We start from the raw sequence: 19,261 nt of genomic DNA, 5'->3' as shown, positions 1-19,261 counted from the left end.
GTCATCTTCGAATTACCCCCTGCCCTCAACCATCAGCGAATTCTCCTAAGTGCGCAGACGATCCTTCCTGCTGCCGATCCAAAAATAGCGGCTTATGGTGCTATTCCTTATGTTTGCAATGGAATGCATATGAATGACCATTTGCGTGACAACGTTAGTGTGCCGAGTTCGCCCGTCCTGCCGATGGGTGAAGAACTGAGGTCGACAGTGAACACAGCGCTGCCGCAATCTCCCGAACAGTTCGGCGCACAGTTGATCAAGGAGAAATGGGGGCCGGGCATTGAGCCGCAGACGACTTTGTTGGTAACGCTCGACTACAACTACCATGGGCATCCCTATCAGGACGGTAGCCAGCAAGGTCGGGTGGTAAACTCGCAGACACTGTTACAGGCGCTGCTGTCCAACTATCAAACCGTCGGCGACGGTCGTTTCGGCGAAACCGCATTCGGCCTGTACACGCCGCCCGACATCGGCCCTTGCGTCCACATCGTGGCCAATGTCGATGAGTTTGCCTACCACGGCAGCGGCAACCACGAAACCTACGAAGGCATCTACCGTCAGACGGTGCCACAAGCCTTCGGCCCCACCACGCAAATCGCCCTCAGACCAGCCGATTTCAAGCGGTGGGTGTGGACAATGGATCTGCAGACTCACTTTCAGGATTATCTCGATCTTGCCTGGCCCGCTGATGAGCGGATCGTGCGGGCCGAACCGTACGCGCTGAGAACGTCGGTCAAGGCAGCGTTTATCATGAGTGCCTGCCTGCAATATCAGGAAGGCAGTCTGAGCCATGAGGGCCTGGCGCTGGCGATGCAGGCAAGCGGATTGCCGGCGGATCAAGCCTGGAGCGCGTTGACCACCACCGACCTGCAAACCCCGACCCGCGTCAGTGCGCAAGTCGAGGCCAGTCGCCTGACGATCTATCGCCACACCTCGACTGATATCTGGTGCTTTCGCCAACGCGCGGGCACCAGGATCTTGTTGTACATCCCGGCGAACTCTTCGCCGTTGCATGAGTTTGTCGACGTCCACCACTTGCGCGAATGGGTCGTGGCGCAAGCAAAGGGGGCTGACACAAAACAAGCCCTGGCCGCGCACTTTGATGATGATGACCGTGAGGACGGCACCTTTCATGCGGGTGTCTTGACTGCATTGGAGGGGATGGCGATCTACCCGAGAAAGCACAGGCTGACAAAGAACGCCGGTTTCTTCAACGATGACGGCTATTGGGAGCCGCAGGACTACATCGACGTTGAGCGTGCGTCTGCCGCAGTCGATCCGTTTGCGCAACTGGTGTTGACCATGAAGCGGGCGGCCATGGCCAGCGTCAAATCCATCCGTGACGATGCTCAGGTCAATCGAGACAATCTGAGTGCGGTAGTTGAACCGCTGGTGCGGTGGATCAACCAGTTTGGTCCGTTGGCACTGTTTGTTCCCGGTGGCGAAGGGTTGTTGGCGCTGGCCGGGCTCATCGATGCCGGCTACGGCATCAATCAGGCAGTCAACGGCCAAACCGCCGAAAAACGTTCCGAAGGCGTGACGCGCACCGTGTTCGGCTTGCTCAATGCGCTACCGTTGGCCGGGGCTGTCGCGGCTCTCAAGGGCGAAGGCGCAAGCGCGGGCAGAGTGGCTGAAACACTCCACGAGTCCTCGGAGCCCGTCAGCGAACCGAGCACCGAGCTTCTGCCCGACGCGACGGCTCTCCTCACACCCGGGCAAGCGCCACCGTCGGTGCTGACACGGTTGGAGCTGATCCGTGGTGTGTGCGCCCCGTTTGCTTCGTTCAGTGATGAGGTGCTGGGCCAAATCGCCAGAATCAGTACCGTCGACGACATGTTGCGCCTGACGCAGGTCGGGCGTGCGCCGACTCCGCTGCTGGTCGACACCATCAGCCGATTCAAGCTCGATCAGGCGCTTGAAGCGATTGTCGACCCGGCAGCGCGAGCGCAATTGTTCAATACGCGTTATCAGGCACTCCAGCAGTCGGAGCACGAATGGGTTCGGTTGTTTCAACGGGAGTATCCCGGTTTGCCGAAAGCCGTCGTGGAGCAGATCCTGGACCGCTCGGGCGTCGAAATCGTGCGGCCGGTCGATGCTGTCGAGGCGCTTCAGGTGTTCAAGCGCCTGGACGGCAAGGCCCGACAGTATCAAGGCCACGTAAGGCTCAATCGCGCCTATGAGAGTCTTTACTTGCACTCGATCGATCACCCCGAATCCGATATCCTCGCCCTGCATTCACTTGGGCGCTTACCCGGTTGGCCCAGGCGCTTGCGAATCGAAGTGCTTGAGGGTTCGATCAGTGGCCGGGTACTGGATCGCTGCGGCCCGCTCGATTCGCCGGACTGCCGTCGGTTGATCAAGACCGGTAACCGCTATCGAAATTCTGCAGCGGCGGATACCGCCACCGCAAAGTCGGATTTGTTTTGCGCGCTACTCGGTGCGTTGTCTGCCGAGGAGCGCGAGGCGTTGTCCTTGCGCTCGCTGGATCAGGCCGGCGAATTACGGCTTCGCCTCGGTGAGCAGGCGATCACACGTTCCGAGCTGATGCTCGGGTTGAATCGAATGGATAGCGGATTGCCTTTTGAATCCCAGGGTTTGCGCGGCGGCGGATTTCCGCACACCCCGCAAGCTGCGGCGCTGACCCATGAAATGATGCGGCTGCAGGTCAAGGATCTTTATCCGGATTTCACCAACGCCCAAGCTGATGAACTGCTTCGAGCGGCGGGCGTTGGGGCTCAAGCGCTTCTGGACAGTCTGAAGTTACAGTTGCAGCAATTGAGCATTGATCTGCGCTACTGGGTCGATCAGTCGTTGCTGGATGTCGATGATATGGATCTGGACTTCCTCACGCTGGGCGATGAAGACGCTGCAGGCATGAACGCTCAACAGGTGGCGGCGCACAATGTTGAAATGTTGCAGCACGTGATCGACTACGAACGCCAAACCCGCAACGAACTGGCCGACGAATTGATCGCCATCTGGCAAAAGCGTTCGGCTGACACCGATCGCGTCCTTTCTGGCGAAGGGGTTGCCGGTTACAAACTCAATCTGGATTTTGAGGACTATCACCGTTTGCCGGCGATGAACGTTCGTTTCGACGAGGTCATCGAACTGTCGATGCACGGATTGCACCTGCTCGAGCGCGAGAGCCTGAATGCGTTTCTGGAGAGTTTCCCGAACCTGCATTCCCTGAATCTGAAAAATGTCGACCTGCGCCGCCTCAACCCCGCTGGCGAGCTGGAAGGTGAGCTGCCCTCGACGATTCGGCGAATGCCCCGGCTCGAAACACTGAATCTCAACGCCACGTTTCTAGCGTTCAAAGAAGACACCGCCGGGCATTTTTGCGATCTGCTCAGTTTGCAAACGCTGGACCTGAGTGATAATCCGTTGGCCGTCCCGCCTGTGGTGCTGGGCTTGAACGAATTGCGAGCTCTGAACCTGAGAAACACCGGTATTACCCGATGCCCGGTGGGCATTGCCAATGACCCGTATTTGACTTCGCTGGATTTGCGCGACAACCGGATCACTCGGGTTCCCGACGCGATACTGAATCAGGCTGTCGCCAAGGATCGGATACGGCTTTGGGGCAACCCGCTCACGGATGAGGATACGCTGATACGACTGGTCGAACATCGGGAGCGCACCGGCATCAATCTCTGGCTGAGCGAGCCGGGCGTTGATTATGGCAGCGCGATACCGTGGCTGGAGGAAGGTGACGAGCTATTGCGGACATCCCGGCAGGAGATCTGGCAGCGGTTCGCGGCAAAACCCTCGGGTGCTGCGTTTCTGCGGGGCATGGACGGGTTAAGCCTGACGGCGGATTTCCGCGTTGGTTACTGGTTGCTGCAAGCCCGGGTATGGCGATTGCTGCGTGAAGCGGATGCTTCAGAGGAGTTGTGGGGCTGGCTGCGGCAATGTGTCGAAACGACACTCGCCGATGCGGAGAATCCGTTCAGGTTGTTTACCGTGCTGGAAGATCGGGCGCGCCTTTACAGCAACTGGATAGCCATGGGACGGCCAATTCCGCTAGGAGAGCATCCAGTGCCTTGACGGGAGGGGAGAACGCCTTGAACCTCCGGGTGGAGGTTCAAGGCATCACGATCAACGGCGACGGAACAGCGGCAGCGGTTCGTCTGTGGCGGCCTGATAGGTCACCGAGAAGTCCTTGAGACCTTCAAGGGCTTCGTACGGGTCTTTATCGGCGCGAATGGCAAACGCGTCGAAACCGCAGCGATGCAGGTAAAACAGCTGGTCGCGCAGCACATCGCCAATCGCCCGCAGCTCGCCTTTGAAACCGTAACGGTCGCGCAGCAAACGGGCGTTGGAATAGTTGCGGCCGTCGGTGAAGGCAGGGAAATTCAAGGCGATCACCTTGAAGTCTGCCACGTCTTCACCGATTTCTTCGGCTTCTTCGTCAGCGTCCAGCCACACACCCAACCCGCCGTCGCGGGCCTTGAGCATACGGCTGTGTTCGCGCCACAGCTGTAGCGGGACAATGTAGTCGTCGCAATTGGTGATTTCGTCGATGTTGAAATCCTTGGGCAACAGGTGCCAGGTTTCGTCGACGACTTCGTTGTTCTTAATGATTCGCTGCATAGACGCGCTCCTTGAAGAGGTCAATGCCAATACGCTGATAAGTGTCGATGAAACGCTCGTCTTCGGTACGTTGTTCGATGTACACGTCGATCAGCTTTTCGATCACATCAGGCATGACGTCCTGGGCAAAGGACGGGCCGAGAATTTTACCCAGGCTGGCGTCGCGACTTCCGCTGCCACCCAGGGAAACCTGGTAGAACTCTTCGCCTTTCTTGTCCACCCCGAGGATGCCGATGTGGCCGACGTGGTGGTGACCACAGGCGTTCATGCAACCGGAAATGTTCAGGTCCAGTTCGCCGATATCGAATAGGTAATCCAGGTCTTCGAAGCGACGCTGGATTGATTCGGCAATCGGGATCGACTTGGCGTTGGCCAGGGAACAGAAGTCGCCGCCCGGGCAGCAGATGATGTCGGTCAGCAAGCCGATGTTCGGCGTGGCGAAACCCTGTTCACGTAACTCGCCCCACATCGCGAACAACTGACTTTGTTCAACGTCGGCCAGAATGATGTTCTGCTCGTGAGAGGTGCGCAGCTGACCGAAGCTGTAACGATCGGCCAGGTCGGCAACGGCATCGAGCTGCTTGTCGGTGATGTCGCCCGGTGCAACACCGGTTGGCTTCAGGGACAGTGTCACGGCCACATAACCTGGCTTCTTGTGGGCCAGGGTATTGCGGGAGCGCCAGCGAGCGAAGCCCGGGTGCTGTTTGTCGAGCTCGGCCAGTTCAGCGGTCTGGTTGTCCAGAGCCTTATAGTCCGGGTCGACGAAGTGTTTGGTCACGCGATGCACTTCGGCTTCGGTCAGCGTGGTCTGGCCACCGCGAAGGTGTTCCATTTCTGCGTCGACTTTTTGCGCGAAGACTTCAGGTGTCAGGGCCTTGACCAGAATCTTGATCCGCGCCTTGTACTTGTTGTCACGACGGCCGTAGCGGTTGTAGACCCGCAGGATGGCGTCGAGGTAGCTCAACAGGTCTTTCCACGGCAGGAATTCATTGATGAATGCGCCCACCACCGGGGTACGGCCGAGACCGCCACCCACCAGCACACGGAAGCCTAGCTCGCCCGCAGCGTTGTGCACCGGCTCAAGGCCGATGTCATGGACTTCGATGGCCGCACGGTCGGACGTCGAACCGTTAATGGCGATCTTGAACTTGCGCGGCAAGTAAGCGAATTCCGGGTGGAACGTGGTCCACTGACGGACGATCTCACACCATGGGCGCGGATCGATCAACTCGTCGGCAGCGACACCGGCGAACTGGTCGGTGGTGACGTTGCGCAAGCAGTTGCCGCTGGTCTGGATCGCGTGCATCTGCACGGTCGCCAGTTCGGCAAGGATGTCCGGGATGTCTTCCAGCGCCGGCCAGTTGAACTGTACGTTCTGCCGGGTGCTGATGTGGGCATAGCCTTTGTCATAGTCACGGGCAATCCTGGCCATCATTCGCGTCTGGCGCGAAGTGAGCTGGCCGTAAGGCACCGCCACCCGCAACATCGGCGCGAAGCGCTGGATATAAAGGCCATTTTGCAGGCGCAGGGGGCGGAATTCTTCTTCGCTCAGCTCGCCTGCCAGATAGCGTCGGGTCTGATCACGGAACTGCTTGACGCGGTCCTCGATGATCCGCTGATCGTACTCGTCGTATACGTACATATAAGTCCTGTTCTCAGGCTTGGGCCGGTCGGATCCAGTTGCGTTTTTCGCCTAGAAGTCTCCGATGCTGCCTCGGCAATTCTGCGCGCACGGCCGCGCACTCCCAACGGAGCCGGGGCAAGATACCAGTTTGCAGTTATGCGCAAAAGTGATGTTTGAGTATATGTAAAGAACCAAAACGACTAATGAGGAGCAACACGGTAAAACCCACATTTGTGGTGCGGGCAATCATCGTCTTAACTGTGCTCGAGTCTTTCTGCAATCACCGATCAAACCGACAAGAGGCGATGCAATGAGCAACCCTTCCAAAGTTTCAAAGCCTGACAGCACGGTCGATGCTTGGGCCATTCTGTTTTTGATCATTCTGGTCGTGGGCACAGCGGTATTCTGGGTCAGCCATCAATAACCGACCCCGTCCGGACCCGATTCCGACGATTGTCGGACAATAACCCGAATAAAAGCGTTTTCCGGGACTTCGCTGGCTATAATGCGCGGCGAATTGCCGGGGGCTCGGACGATCAATGTTGAAGTTTTTCTACTCATTCCTGCTGATGTGCGGCGCGGTTTACGGACCCGGTGCGCGGGCGGAATCAGTGCTGTTCCTGAATCCCGGAGCCACTCAGGAAGCTTTCTGGGTCAGCTATTCGCAATTCATGCAGGCGGCGGCCAGGGATCTGGGCATTGACCTACAGATTCTTTATTCCCAGCGCATGCCCGAGCTCACGCTGGCGCAAGCTCGCCTGGCGCTGCAGGGTGACAATCGTCCGGACTATCTGGTTTTCGTCAACGAACAGTACGTCGCGCCGCAAATCCTGCGTCTGGCCGAGGGCAGCGGGGTGAAGTTGTTTATGGTCAACGCTTCGTTGACGGCCAATCAGCTGAGTCTGCTGGGGGATCGCGCTGATCGGTTGGGCAGCCTGGTGCCCAACGATGAGGAGGGCGGCTACCTGATGCTCAAGGAACTGATTCGCCAGCATCCGCCCGTGGCCCCCGGTCAGGTCATCGAGTTGCTGGCGTTTTCCGGCCTGAAGATCACACCTTCGGCGCAACTGCGCGAGCAAGGCATGATGCGGGCCTTGGCCGAGCACCCTGAAGTGCGCTTGCGCCAGCTGGTTTACAGCGGCTGGACCCGGGATCGGGCGTATGAACAGGCCACACTGCTGTTCCGGCGTTACACGAAGGTCTCGTTGGTGTGGTCAGCCAATGACGAAATGGCGTTTGGCGCCATGCAGGCGTATTCGGAGATGGGCGGGATGCCCGGCAAGGACGCGTTGTTCAGTGCGGTCAACACCTCGCCAGCAGCGTTGCAGGCGACGGTCGACGGACGCATAAGCGTGTTGTTGGGCGGGCACTTCACGTTGGGCGGCTGGGCACTGGTGGCGTTGCATGACCTTGAGCAGGGCGTGGACCTGAGCCAGTACGGCGGCCGTGACCGGCAGATCCCGTTGTTGCAACTGATCGACAAGGCACAGGCCAAGCGATTGCTGGCCATGGGTGCATCACCGGATTACGGTGTGAACTTCCGTCGTCTTTCAGCCAAGGGCCAGCCGGCGTCGTATCGCTATCCGTTCACTCTGCAAACCTTGATGCGCTAAACCCCGGCCAAGTGCACTACCAGCTGCACGATGCCGAACAGCGTCAATGCAAACACTGCGGTGAACAAAATCCCCAGAATCACAAAATGACTCGGCTTGCCGTGCGTGAAGTCCCGGGCCCGGTTCTTCCCGCTTTGCACCCCGAACGCCGCGGCCATGATGCTGTGCAGCATCTGCCAGAACGTCGGCGGTTTGTTGTCGACTGGATCGTCCATAAACCCCTCGTCACGTATGTGTGAGCCGTAAGCATAGACAATATTGCAGCGATAGATCGTTCCCACGCTCTGCGTGGGAACGCCTCAATGGACGCTCTGCGTCCGCTTTTGGGACGCGGAGCGTCCCGGGCTGCATTCCCACGCAGAGCGTGGGAACGATCGGACCGAGTTGCCTCTATTAGTTGTCGTAACCCAGGTTCGGCGCCAACCACCGCTCGGTCACGCTCAACTCCTGACCCTTGCGCGACGTGTAGCTCTGCACCTGGTCCTTGTCGATCTTGCCCACGGCAAAATACTGCGCCTGCGGGTGAGCGAAGTACCAACCGCTGACCGCTGCCGCCGGGAACATGGCGTAGTGCTCGGTAAGGAACACGCCGCTGCGGCCGGCTTTCATTTCTGCGGCTTCAGGGTCCAGCAACTTGAACAGCGCGGATTTTTCGGTGTGATCCGGGCAGGCCGGGTAGCCCGGGGCAGGGCGGATGCCGGTGTATTGCTCTTTGATCAGCGCCTCGTTGTCGAGTGTCTCGTCCTTGGCGTAACCCCAGTAGTCTTTACGAACCTGCTGGTGCAGCCACTCGGCGCAAGCCTCGGCCAAGCGGTCGGCCAGTGCCTTGACCATGATCGAGTTGTAGTCGTCGCCGGCATCTTGATAGGCCTTGGCCACTTCTTCGGCGCCGATCCCGGCGGTGGTGATGAAACCACCCACGTAGTCGGTGAGTTCGCTGTCCTTCGGTGCCACGAAATCGGCCAGGGAGAAGTTCGGCTTGCCGTCGGTCTTGATGATCTGCTGGCGCAGGTGATGCAACTTGGCAATCGGCTTGCCGTCATCGCCATAGACTTCAATGTCATCTTCACGCACCTGATTGGCCGGCCAGAAGCCGAACACCGCGCGGGCGCTGATGAGTTTCTCGTCGATCAGTTTGGCAAGCATTTCCTGGGCGTCGGCGTACAACGCCGTGGCGGCTTCACCGACCACTTCATCCGTGAGGATGCGCGGGAATTTGCCGGCCAGGTCCCAGGAGATAAAGAACGGCGTCCAGTCGATGTATTCGGCCAAGACCTTCAGGTCGATGTTCTCCAGCACCTTGGCGCCGGTGAAGGTCGGTTTCACTGGCTCGTACGTGCTCCAGTCGAACTGCGGCTTCTTCGCAATCGCCGCCGGGTAGCTCAGGCGTTCGGTGCGGGCGCTGCGGTTGGCGGTGCGCTCGCGGACTTCGATGTATTCCAGGCGGGTCTTCTCGATGAAGGCCGGCTTCAATTCCTTGGACAGCAACTGTGTCGCCACGCCCACGGCGCGAGAGGCGTCGGTGACGTAGATCACCGCGTCGTTGCTGTACTTGGGCTCGATCTTCACCGCTGTGTGCGCCTTGGAGGTGGTCGCGCCACCGATCATCAGCGGCAGATGGAAGTCCTGACGCTGCATCTCACGGGCCACATGGACCATTTCATCCAGCGAAGGCGTGATCAGGCCGGACAGGCCGATGATGTCGCACTTCTGCTCCTTGGCCACTTGCAGGATTTTCTCGGCCGGCACCATCACGCCGAGGTCGACGATGTCGTAGCCGTTACAGCCCAGCACCACGCCGACGATGTTCTTGCCGATGTCGTGGACGTCGCCTTTTACCGTCGCCATGAGGATCTTGCCCTTGGCTTGCGGTTTGTCGCCTTTTTCCAGTTCGATGAACGGGATCAAGTGGGCCACGGCCTGCTTCATCACGCGGGCGGATTTCACCACCTGCGGCAGGAACATTTTGCCGGCGCCGAACAGGTCGCCGACGATGTTCATGCCGGACATCAGCGGGCCTTCGATCACTTCGATCGGCCGGGTGAACGACTGACGGGATTCTTCGGTGTCTTCAACAATATGCGTGGTGATGCCCTTGACCAGTGCATGCTCCAGACGCTTGTTGACGGGCCAACCGCGCCACTCTTCGGTCTCGGCTTCCTTGACGCTGCCATCGCCCTTGTACTTGTCGGCGATGGCGAGGAGGGCGTCGGTGCCTTCCGGCGTGCGGTTGAGCACCACGTCTTCCACGGCGTCACGCAGTTCGGCCGGAATCTGGTCGTAGATCTCCAGTTGACCGGCGTTGACGATACCCATGGTCAGGCCGTTGCGAATCGCATACAGCAGGAACACCGAGTGAATCGCCTCGCGCACCGGGTTGTTGCCACGGAACGAGAACGACACGTTGGACACACCGCCCGAAGTCAGCGCGTAGGGCAGTTCGTCACGGATGTAGGCACAGGCGTTGATGAAGTCCACAGCGTAGTTGTTGTGTTCTTCGATGCCGGTGGCGATGGCGAAGATGTTCGGGTCGAAGATGATGTCTTCCGGCGGGAAGCCGACTTCGTTGACCAGAATGTCGTAGGAGCGCTTGCAGATCTCTTTCTTGCGCGCTTCGGTGTCGGCCTGTCCGGCTTCGTCGAAGGCCATCACCACCACGGCGGCGCCGTAGCGCTTGCACAGTTTGGCATGATGAATGAACTGCTCGACGCCTTCCTTCATGCTGATCGAGTTGACGATGCCCTTGCCCTGAATGCACTTGAGGCCGGCTTCGATCACTTCCCACTTGGAGGAGTCGATCATGATCGGGACGCGGGAGATGTCCGGTTCGCCGGCAATCAGATTGAGGAAGGTCACCATGGCCTTCTTCGAATCGAGCATCCCTTCGTCCATGTTGATGTCGATCACCTGGGCACCGGCTTCGACCTGTTGCAGGGCGACTTCCAGGGCTTCGGTGTAGTTGTCTTCACGGATCAGGCGGGCGAACTTGGCGGAACCGGTGATGTTGGTGCGCTCGCCGACGTTGACGAACAGCGAGCTGCGATCGATGGTGAACGGCTCCAGGCCCGAGAGGCGGCAGGCCTTGGGAATCTCCGGAATCTCGCGCGGTGCGTAACCGGCCACGGCTTTGGCGATGGCTTCGATGTGGCCCGGCGTGGTGCCGCAGCAGCCACCGACGATATTCAGGAAACCGCTTTGGGCAAATTCTTCGATGACCTTGGCTGTTTCTGATGGCAGTTCGTCGTACTCGCCGAATTCGTTCGGCAGGCCGGCGTTCGGGTGCGCCGACACGTGGGTGCTGGCCTTGTTCGACAGCTCTTCCAGGTACGGGCGCAACTCGCTGGCGCCGAGGGCGCAGTTCAGGCCGACCGAGATCGGTTTGGCGTGAGCCACGGAGTTCCAGAACGCTTCGGTGGTCTGGCCCGACAGGGTTCGGCCGGAGGCGTCGGTGATGGTGCCGGAAATCATGATCGGCAGTTCGATGCCCAACGCTTCGAACACGCCTTGCACGGCGAAGATCGCGGCTTTGGCGTTCAGGGTGTCGAAAATGGTTTCGATCAGGATCAGGTCGGCGCCGCCTTCGATCAGGCCTTTGGTGGCCTCGGTGTAGTTTTCCACCAGTTCATCGAAGGTCACGTTGCGGTAGCCGGGGTTGTTCACGTCCGGCGACAGCGAGCAGGTGCGGCTGGTCGGCCCGATCACGCCAGCGACGAACCGCGGCTTGTCCGGTGTTTCCAGGGTCTTGGCATCGGCCACCTTGCGCGCCAGCCGAGCGCCTTCTACGTTTAACTCGTACGCTAGGCCCTGCATGCCGTAGTCGGCCAGGGAAACCTGAGTGGCGTTGAAAGTGTTGGTTTCCAGAATGTCGGCGCCGGCATCCAGGTAGGCTTTCTCGATGGCGCCAATCACGTCCGGGCGCGTCAGGATCAACAGGTCGTTGTTGCCCTTGACGTCACTTGGCCAGTCGGCGAAGCGTTTGCCCCGGTAATCCTGCTCCTCGAGCTTGTAGCTCTGGATCATTGTGCCCATGCCGCCATCGAGAATCAGGATGCGCTCTTTGAGGGCGTGCTTGAGAGCTTGAAGGCGAACACTGCGATCGGACATTTGAACTACTCGGAAAGACCATGACGAAGGGGCGGGATAATAGCAAACCTGCGTGGTTTTAGAGCATGTCCCGGTTTTGCATGAATATCGCTCATGATGGTGTGGGGGCCAGACCGGTAGAATCGCGACGCTTTTCATGATTGAGACCAGGGACATGTCGAATCGCGTCATCACCAGCCTGTTTATGCTGCTTTTAAGCTGGGACGCCGCCGCGCAAGGTCCGGTGATTTCCTCTGCGATTTCCTACAGCCGCGACATCCAACCGATCTTCACCGAAAAGTGTGTGGCCTGCCACGCCTGCTATGACTCCGCCTGTCAGCTCATTCTGGGCAGTGGTGAAGGGGCTGCTCGGGGCGCGACCAAGGTTCCGGTCTACGACGGCGAACGCAGCCAGGCTGCCGCGCCGACCCGGCTGTTTTATGACGCTTTCGGTAAACGTGCCTGGCAGCAAAAGGACTTCTATTCGGTGCTCGACGCTCAAGGCAGCCAAGCATCGCTGATGGCGCGGATGCTGGAGCAGGGCCACAAAATCCCATTGCAACCCAATGCCAAGTTGCCGGAAGACATCGTCCTCGGTCTGAACCGGGAAAACAGGTGCGCCATGCCGGCCGAGTTCGACGGCTACGCCCATTCACATCCCAAAGAGGGCATGCCGCTGGCGGTCACAGGCCTGACCGATCAGCAATACCAGACGCTGCAACGCTGGCTGGCGTCCGGCGCGCCGATTGACGAGCAAGGCCTTGTGCCGAGTGCCAAAGAAGCGTTGCAGGTGGTGCAGTGGGAAAACCTGCTCAACGCACCGGGCGCGCGACAGAGCCTGGTGGGGCGTTGGTTGTTCGAGCATTGGTTTCTCGCTCATCTCTATTTCAAGGACGGCGAGCCGGGGCATTTCTTTCAGTGGGTACGTTCACGCACGCCGACCGGCCAGCCGATCGACCTGATCAACACACGCCGCCCGAATGACGATCCGGGTACTCAGGTGTATTACCGCTTGTGGCCGGTGCAAGGCGTGATTGTGCAAAAGACCCACATCACTTACCCGTTGAGCGCGGCGAAGATGGCGCGGATCAAAAGCCTCTTCTACAACGGCAACTGGCAGGTCAACGCGTTGCCAGGCTATGGGCCGGAGCGTCGGGCCAATCCGTTCAGCACGTTCGAGGCGATCCCGGCCCAGGCGCGTTATCAGTTCATGCTCGATAACGCCGAATACTTCGTGCGCACCTTCATTCGCGGCCCGGTGTGCCGCGGTCAGATCGCCACCGACGTGATCCGCGATAACTTCTGGGCACTGTTCCAGGCGCCAGAGCACGACCTCTACATCATCGATCCGAAGTATCGCGGCCAGGCCACGCCGTTGCTGGCGATGCCGGGGCAGAACGATGATGTCGGCAGTGTCCTGAGCCTGTGGCATGAATATCGCGACAAGCGTAACGAGTACGAGGCGCTGCGCCGTGACAGTTACGCCGATACGCCAGCCCCGAGCTGGTCGACCTTGTGGGCCGGCAACGACAACGCGCTGCTGAGCATTTTCCGGCATTTCGACAGCGCCTCGGTGAACAAGGGCCTGATCGGTGACGTGCCGCAAACGATGTGGCTGTTCGACTTCCCGCTGCTGGAGCGCACTTATTATCAGTTGGCGGTTAACTTCGACGTGTTCGGCAACGTCTCCCATCAGGCGCAAACGCGCCTGTACTTCGACCTGATTCGCAACGGCGCCGAGCAAAACTTCCTGCGTCTGATGCCCGCCGATTCGCGGGATGATTACCTCGACGATTGGTACCAGAGCGGCGGGAAATTCAAGATGTGGCTGGACTACGAGTCCATCGATAACGACAAAGAGACGGCGCTGGTGCTGGACCAAAAGGACCCGAAACGCGATTTCGCCATGCAGTTGCTGGCCCGTTACGGCGACCTCAACGCCAAGCCTGATCCGATCAACCGGTGTGACGGCGCTTATTGCTCGCGGCCGAACATCGATCCGGCATTGCAGAGCGCCGAGCAGGCCTTGAGTCGCCTGACTTCGCGTCCGGCGGCCGGATTGAAGGTCATTGATCAGTTGCCGGAAGCGACCCTGCTGCGCATCGAAACCCAGAGCGGCAAACGCGAGGTTTACAGCCTGCTGCGCAACCGCGCGCACAGTAACGTGGCGTTCCTGCTCGGTGAGTCGCTGCGGTATCAGCCAGGGCTCGACACCGTGACCATTTACCCGGGTGTGCTCAGCAGCTATCCGAACTTCATGTTCAACATCCCGGCGGAGCAAGTGCCTGAGTTTGTGGGCGAGATGGAAAACGCCAAAGACGCCCATCGCTTCGAAAAAATCGTCGAGCGCTGGGGTATTCGCCGCAGCCATCCGCAGTTCTGGTTCTACTTCCATGACCTGAGCCGGTACGTCCACGAGACCGATCCGGTGGAAGAGGGCGTGCTGGACATGAACCGGTACGAGAATCTTTGATTGAAAGCCTGAACACGCACCGCCGAACCCCTGTAGGAGCGAAGCTTGCTCGCGAAAGGGGGCTGACATTCAGCATAGATGTCGACTATCAGACCGCTTTCGCGAGCAAGCTTCGCTCCTACAGGGGTTGCGGTGATCAGATGTTCATCGACAGGCGCATCTTTCCCGACAAAAATACTAGGACTTTGTGCGGCGCGATGATTGGCGTAAACTGCGCCCAAGCCTGCGAGGAGTTTCCATGACCGCTATTACCATTACCGACGCCGCCCACGATTATCTGGCTGATCTGCTCTCCAAGCAGAACACCCCAGGCATCGGCATCCGCGTCTTTATCACCCAGCCTGGCACTCAGTACGCCGAAACCTGCATTGCTTACTGCAAGCCGGGCGAAGAAAAACCTGAAGACACGGCGCTGGGGCTGAAAAGCTTCACCGCTTACATCGACTCGTTCAGCGAAGCTTTCCTGGACGATGCGGTAGTCGACTACGCCACCGACCGCATGGGCGGCCAGCTGACCATCAAGGCGCCAAACGCCAAAGTCCCGATGGTCAACGCTGACAGCCCGGTCAACGAGCGCATCAACTACTACCTGCAAACCGAGATCAACCCGGGGCTGGCCAGCCACGGCGGTCAGGTCAGCCTGATCGATGTGGTCGAAGACGGCATCGCCGTACTGAAGTTCGGCGGCGGTTGCCAAGGCTGCGGCCAGGCAGACGTCACCCTGCGCGAAGGCATCGAGCGCACGTTGCTCGAGCGCATTCCCGAGCTCAAGGGTGTTCGTGACGTCACCGACCACACGCAGAAAGAAAACGCCTACTACTAAGTAAGGTGTTCGCTGCAAACATAAAAAAACGGCGCCCCGTGAGTGCCGTTTTTTTATGGGCGATACAAATGCGCATGCCCAGCGCGGTACAGCGATGACTCACTGAAGTGATCACTGCCCAACACTCGGCCCACCAAAATCAACGCCGTGCGCCGAAACCCCTTGGCTTCAACCTTCGCGGCAATGTCTTCAAGCGTCCCCACCACCCAATCCTGATCCGGCCAGGTCGCTCGGTGAATCACCGCGATTGGGCAGTCCGCGCCGTAGTGCGGCAGCAATTCAACCAGGATTTTCTGCAGATGATTGACCCCCAGATGAATCGCCATGGTCGCCCCATGCTGCGCCAGGCTGCCCAGTTCTTCGCCCGCGGGCATGGCGGTCTTGTCGGCGTAGCGGGTCAGGATCACGCTTTGCGACACATCGGGTAACGTCAGTTCGGCGCCCAACAGTGCCGCGCAGGCCGCCGTGGCCGTGACGCCGGGAATAATCTCAAAAGGGATGTCGAGTTCGCGCAGGTAACGAATCTGCTCGCCAATGGCACCGTAAAGACTCGGATCACCGGAATGTACACGAGCCACGTCCTGGCCCTTGGCATGGGCAGTCTTGATCAGCTCGATGATCTGTTCCAGATGCAGTTCGGCGCTGTTGACCACGTGTTCGGCGCGATGGCCTTCCAGCACGGCGGCGGGCACCAGGGAGCCGGCGTAGATGATCACCGGGCAGCTTCGAATCAGCCGTTGGCCTTTGACGGTGATCAGTTCCGGGTCGCCGGGACCTGCGCCAATGAAGTAGACGGTCATCGTCGGTTCCTGTGAGAAAAAGGGGCTGGACAAAGCTTCAGATGAAGATTGCTCATGATCAAAGACGGGGATTATTGAGGATTTCAGGCGACGCAGGCCAATGCCAAGGTGGCTTGGGCATATTTTTGTCGTGAAATCAGCAATTTTGCCGGTGCCTGGGCCAACTGTTCGGCCAGGGCCAGGGCGGCACTTTCCGCGACGCCGTAGCAGCCGGTGCGTTCGAACGCGATGTCCGAGCGGTGGCTGAGTTGCGGTTGATAGCCGGCCAGTTGTTCGCTGCTGAAGTACATCAGTGGCAGTGCTAGCTGTTCGGCCAATTCGATCAAACCAGGTTCTTCGCGCTTCAGGTCGATGCTGGCTAGAGCCTTGATCTGGTGAAGTTCGATTTTATGAGCCTGTAACGCCTGATCGAGCAGCGCCCGCAGCGTGCTGACGGGGCAGCCGCGCTGGCAGCCCAGGCCAACTACCAGGGTCGGCGCTGCGCTGGTGTCAGTCATGCGTGGGATTGACCATCGCTTTTTCGGCGGAACAACCAGGCACTGATCAAGCCCAGGGCCAGCCAGAACGCCACGTTGGTCAGTTGCGAAGCGATTTTGAATTGAGTTTCCAGGGCTTCTGGAGCCAGCATCGAGTGGACTTCCGGTTGTGGTGCGCCGATCACGTGAGGAACGGCCAGAATGGCCACGCCGAGCACTTTCATCAACCAGTGGCGGCTGAACACGATCAAGGCGATGCCGACCGCCGTGGAGGCGGCTGTGCCGATCCACCAGACCTGCCGTTGCGCCAAATCGGCAGCAGCAGTGCCCGGCAGCTCAGGTGGCAGGCCGAGGGTGGGTGCCAGCACGAACGTCGCATAACCGGCCAGGCCCCAGAGCAGGCCTTGGGAAGTACGAGTCGGCGCGCGCAAGGTGTAAAGACCGGCAAGCATCAGGGCGAAACCGACCGCTACCACCAGGTTGCCGCCCGTGGTCGACAGCACGCGCTGCCAGCCGTCTTCCGGTTCCCAGGCTCCGGCGTCGTGAGTGTGAGCAGCGACAACACCTGCTGCGTGTTCGTGAACGGCAACAGCGGCGGGCTCGGACTTTTCGTAAGTCTCGGCCTGCGAAATCAGCGGAGCCACCCAGAAGCTTTGCAGCACGGTCAGCAACAGGGCGGCCAGCAGCCCGGTGAACCCTGCGGTTTGCGCAATACGCTTGATCATGTAAACAGGTCTCAATGGCACGGGAATGCAGAGCTGTGGCGGGTATCGTGCGCGGCATTGTGCACCGCTTCGATGTGCGAGAAACCGGCGAAATACACCAGGCTAGCGCCAAGGATCGACGCACACACAGCGGCGGTCAGGCGTTGAGTCAGGGGCGTGGTGGTGCTGGCGGTGCTCTTATCGGTGTTGCTGCCGGTACTGCTGATGATCGACATGGCGCTTCCCTCTGGTCTGTCAGCGGGTGAATAGAGCGCATGGAAGACCCCTGCGAGTCGGGCGCGCAGGGGTTCAAACAGCGCCCGCCCACCGCGGGTTTGTTATTCAGTGATCGTAATGGTCACTTTGTGTTGCGGGCCGGTCTCCGGGCTCACGAGGGGCGCTGGCTTTCGCCTTGACCTGCAAACATCACCTTCCCATGCCGAACTGCTGGCACAGTGGATCTGACGCTTCGCTCGCTTACCGTTGCGGGGGCAGCACCGGACTGACATGGCTTTAGAGTAAAGCACATGATTCACCGGTTTCCCGTTTCACCCTGTGAAGGGCACCCGTAACAAGGCGTGTAGGAGAGCATGGGCGGGGGTTGGGCGTCAATTGGCAAGGGTTCTCACTTGGATACCGAGTCGCGCCCTTCGCGAGCTCAAGTGAACATTGACCCGCCCCGAGACGATGCGTAGCCTTGCGCTTTCGAGGTTCTTCGGCGTCTGCCGAAGCTAAGAAGGGAACGCGGTCGATGCCGCGGCTGCCCCCGCAACTGTGAACGGTTCTGTTGGCTGCCACGCCACTGTAAGCCCTGTCTATCGGGCCCGCGGGAAGGCGCAGCCAACGTCAGTCGAACGACTGGCAAGCCGTCAGCCAGGAGACCTGCCTCGACACAGATTCTCACTTTCAACCGGGCGGGGTGATCCGGTGGCGAACTCTTCAGGCACGCGCGTCCGCGTTGCCGGTCGTCGTCCCGTATGCCCGCCACCTTGCCAAAGGGCATCCGATGAAAACACTGGCCAAACTCCCTGTCACCATCGTTACCGGCTTCCTCGGCTCGGGCAAAACCACCTTGCTGCGGCACATGCTCGACAACGCTCAGGGCCGCCGCATCGCGGTGATCGTCAACGAGTTCGGCGAGCTGGGCATCGACGGCGAAATTCTCAAGCAGTGCTCCATCGGCTGCACAGAAGAAGAAGCCAACGGCCGCGTTTACGAATTGGCCAACGGCTGCCTGTGCTGCACCGTTCAAGAAGAATTCTTCCCGGTGATGCGCGAATTGGTCGCCCGTCGCGGCGACCTCGACCACATCCTCATCGAAACCTCGGGTCTGGCCCTGCCAAAACCGCTGGTGCAAGCCTTCCAGTGGCCAGAAATCCGCAGCGCCTGCACCGTTGACGCGGTCATCACCGTGGTCGATAGCCCAGCGGTCGCCGCCGGCACCTTCGCGGCTTTCCCGGACCAGGTCGATGCCCAGCGCAAACTCGACCCGAACCTGGACCACGAATCGCCGCTGCACGAGCTGTTCGCCGACCAACTGGCCAGCGCCGACCTGGTGATCCTCAACAAGGCCGACCTGATCAGCCCTGAAGACCTGGCCCGTGTGCGCCTGGAAGTTGCCGAAGAGTTGCCGCCTGCCGTAAAAGTCATCGAAGCCAGCAGCGGTCGTCTGCCACTGGACGTGCTGATCGGCCTCGGCGCCGGTTCCGAAGAACACATCGACAGCCGCCACAGCCATCACGATCACCACCATGAAGGTGAGGACGATCACGATCACGATGCTTTCGATTCGATCTCCATCGAACTGCCCCAGGCAGACGAAAGCCTGCTGCTGGACGCGTTGACTCAATTGGTGGTTCAGCACGGCATCCTGCGTGTCAAAGGTTTCGCCGCCATCCCGAACAAACCAATGCGCCTGTTAATCCAGGGCGTGGGCACACGTTTCGACAAGCATTTCGACCGTCAGTGGGGCGCCGACGAAGCGCGCACCACGCGCCTGGTATTGATCGGCCAGGAACTGGACGGAATTCTACTCGAAACGCAATTGCGCGCTGCGCTCAGCGTTTAAG

13 protein-coding genes and 2 riboswitches are annotated in these 19,261 nt (G+C 59.7%); of the genes, 5 read left to right on the top strand and 8 right to left on the bottom strand.

Annotated features, from left to right (window positions below; all coding sequences use genetic code 11):
• The first annotated feature begins 129 nt into the window (after positions 1–129).
• Positions 130–4,050 (top strand): leucine-rich repeat domain-containing protein, encoded by a 3,921-nt coding sequence (locus ACYZT3_RS16675; RefSeq protein ID WP_462030318.1) that lies wholly within the window; start codon positions 130–132, stop codon positions 4,048–4,050.
• Positions 4,051–4,101: 51 nt separating this feature from the next.
• On the opposite strand, the gene ACYZT3_RS16670 is transcribed toward ACYZT3_RS16675, so the two are convergent.
• Positions 4,102–4,596 carry a DUF934 domain-containing protein gene (locus tag ACYZT3_RS16670; RefSeq protein ID WP_282375956.1) on the bottom strand — a complete coding sequence of 165 codons (495 nt, stop codon included), beginning with the start codon at positions 4,594–4,596 and terminating at the stop codon, positions 4,102–4,104.
• Positions 4,580–6,238, bottom strand: a complete 1,659-nt coding sequence (locus tag ACYZT3_RS16665) for a nitrite/sulfite reductase (RefSeq protein ID WP_282375954.1) — start codon at positions 6,236–6,238, stop codon at positions 4,580–4,582. Before ACYZT3_RS16665 ends, ACYZT3_RS16670 begins: the two co-directional genes overlap by 17 nt.
• 521 nt (positions 6,239–6,759) lie before the next feature.
• On the opposite strand from ACYZT3_RS16665, the gene ACYZT3_RS16660 reads away from it, so the two are divergent.
• Positions 6,760–7,833, top strand: coding sequence for an ABC transporter substrate-binding protein (locus tag ACYZT3_RS16660; RefSeq protein ID WP_282375952.1), 1,074 nt, complete (start codon positions 6,760–6,762; stop codon positions 7,831–7,833).
• Here the strand turns inward: ACYZT3_RS16660 and ACYZT3_RS16655 are convergent.
• Positions 7,830–8,048, bottom strand: coding sequence for a DUF2970 domain-containing protein (locus tag ACYZT3_RS16655; protein ID WP_282375951.1), 219 nt, complete (start codon positions 8,046–8,048; stop codon positions 7,830–7,832). The two genes, ACYZT3_RS16660 and ACYZT3_RS16655, sit on opposite strands and share 4 nt — an antisense overlap.
• Before the next feature lie 178 nt (positions 8,049–8,226).
• Positions 8,227–11,937, bottom strand: coding sequence for a methionine synthase (gene metH, locus ACYZT3_RS16650; RefSeq protein WP_282375949.1), 3,711 nt, complete (start codon positions 11,935–11,937; stop codon positions 8,227–8,229).
• Between the two features lie 154 nt (positions 11,938–12,091).
• Here metH and ACYZT3_RS16645 point away from each other — a divergent pair, with 154 nt between their 5' ends.
• A complete protein-coding gene (locus ACYZT3_RS16645; protein ID WP_462030317.1) occupies positions 12,092–14,389 on the top strand; it encodes a fatty acid cis/trans isomerase in 2,298 nt (765 codons plus the stop codon).
• Positions 14,390–14,627: 238 nt separating this feature from the next.
• Entirely contained in the window at positions 14,628–15,212 is a 585-nt protein-coding gene (nfuA, locus tag ACYZT3_RS16640; protein WP_007898222.1) for a Fe-S biogenesis protein NfuA, read from the top strand.
• Between the two features lie 53 nt (positions 15,213–15,265).
• On the opposite strand, the gene cobM is transcribed toward nfuA, so the two are convergent.
• The 4 genes from cobM to ACYZT3_RS16620 form a co-directional block, all read right to left on the bottom strand.
• Entirely contained in the window at positions 15,266–16,012 is a 747-nt protein-coding gene (gene cobM / locus ACYZT3_RS16635) for a precorrin-4 C(11)-methyltransferase (RefSeq protein ID WP_282375946.1), read from the bottom strand.
• 83 nt (positions 16,013–16,095) lie between these two features.
• A complete protein-coding gene (locus tag ACYZT3_RS16630; RefSeq protein ID WP_282375945.1) occupies positions 16,096–16,509 on the bottom strand; it encodes a cobalamin biosynthesis protein in 414 nt (137 codons plus the stop codon).
• A complete protein-coding gene (locus ACYZT3_RS16625; RefSeq protein WP_282375944.1) occupies positions 16,506–17,213 on the bottom strand; it encodes a CbtA family protein in 708 nt (235 codons plus the stop codon). The genes ACYZT3_RS16630 and ACYZT3_RS16625 overlap by 4 nt, the downstream gene beginning before the upstream one ends.
• 11 nt (positions 17,214–17,224) lie before the next feature.
• A complete protein-coding gene (locus ACYZT3_RS16620) occupies positions 17,225–17,428 on the bottom strand; it encodes a CbtB domain-containing protein (RefSeq protein ID WP_282375943.1) in 204 nt (67 codons plus the stop codon).
• A 120-nt stretch (positions 17,429–17,548) separates the two neighbouring features.
• Positions 17,549–17,777, bottom strand: a riboswitch (cobalamin riboswitch).
• 106 nt (positions 17,778–17,883) lie between these two features.
• Positions 17,884–18,096, top strand: a riboswitch (cobalamin riboswitch).
• Between the two features lie 102 nt (positions 18,097–18,198).
• Between ACYZT3_RS16620 and cobW the strand changes: the two genes are divergently transcribed.
• Positions 18,199–19,260: a cobalamin biosynthesis protein CobW gene (cobW, locus tag ACYZT3_RS16615; RefSeq protein ID WP_462030316.1), complete on the top strand. Its 1,062-nt coding sequence runs from the start codon at positions 18,199–18,201 to the stop codon at positions 19,258–19,260.
• The last annotated feature ends 1 nt before the right edge of the window (position 19,261 follow it).

The organism is Pseudomonas sp. MDT1-16 (genome assembly GCF_054898115.1).
This window is presented reverse-complemented; position numbering and strand designations above follow the sequence as displayed.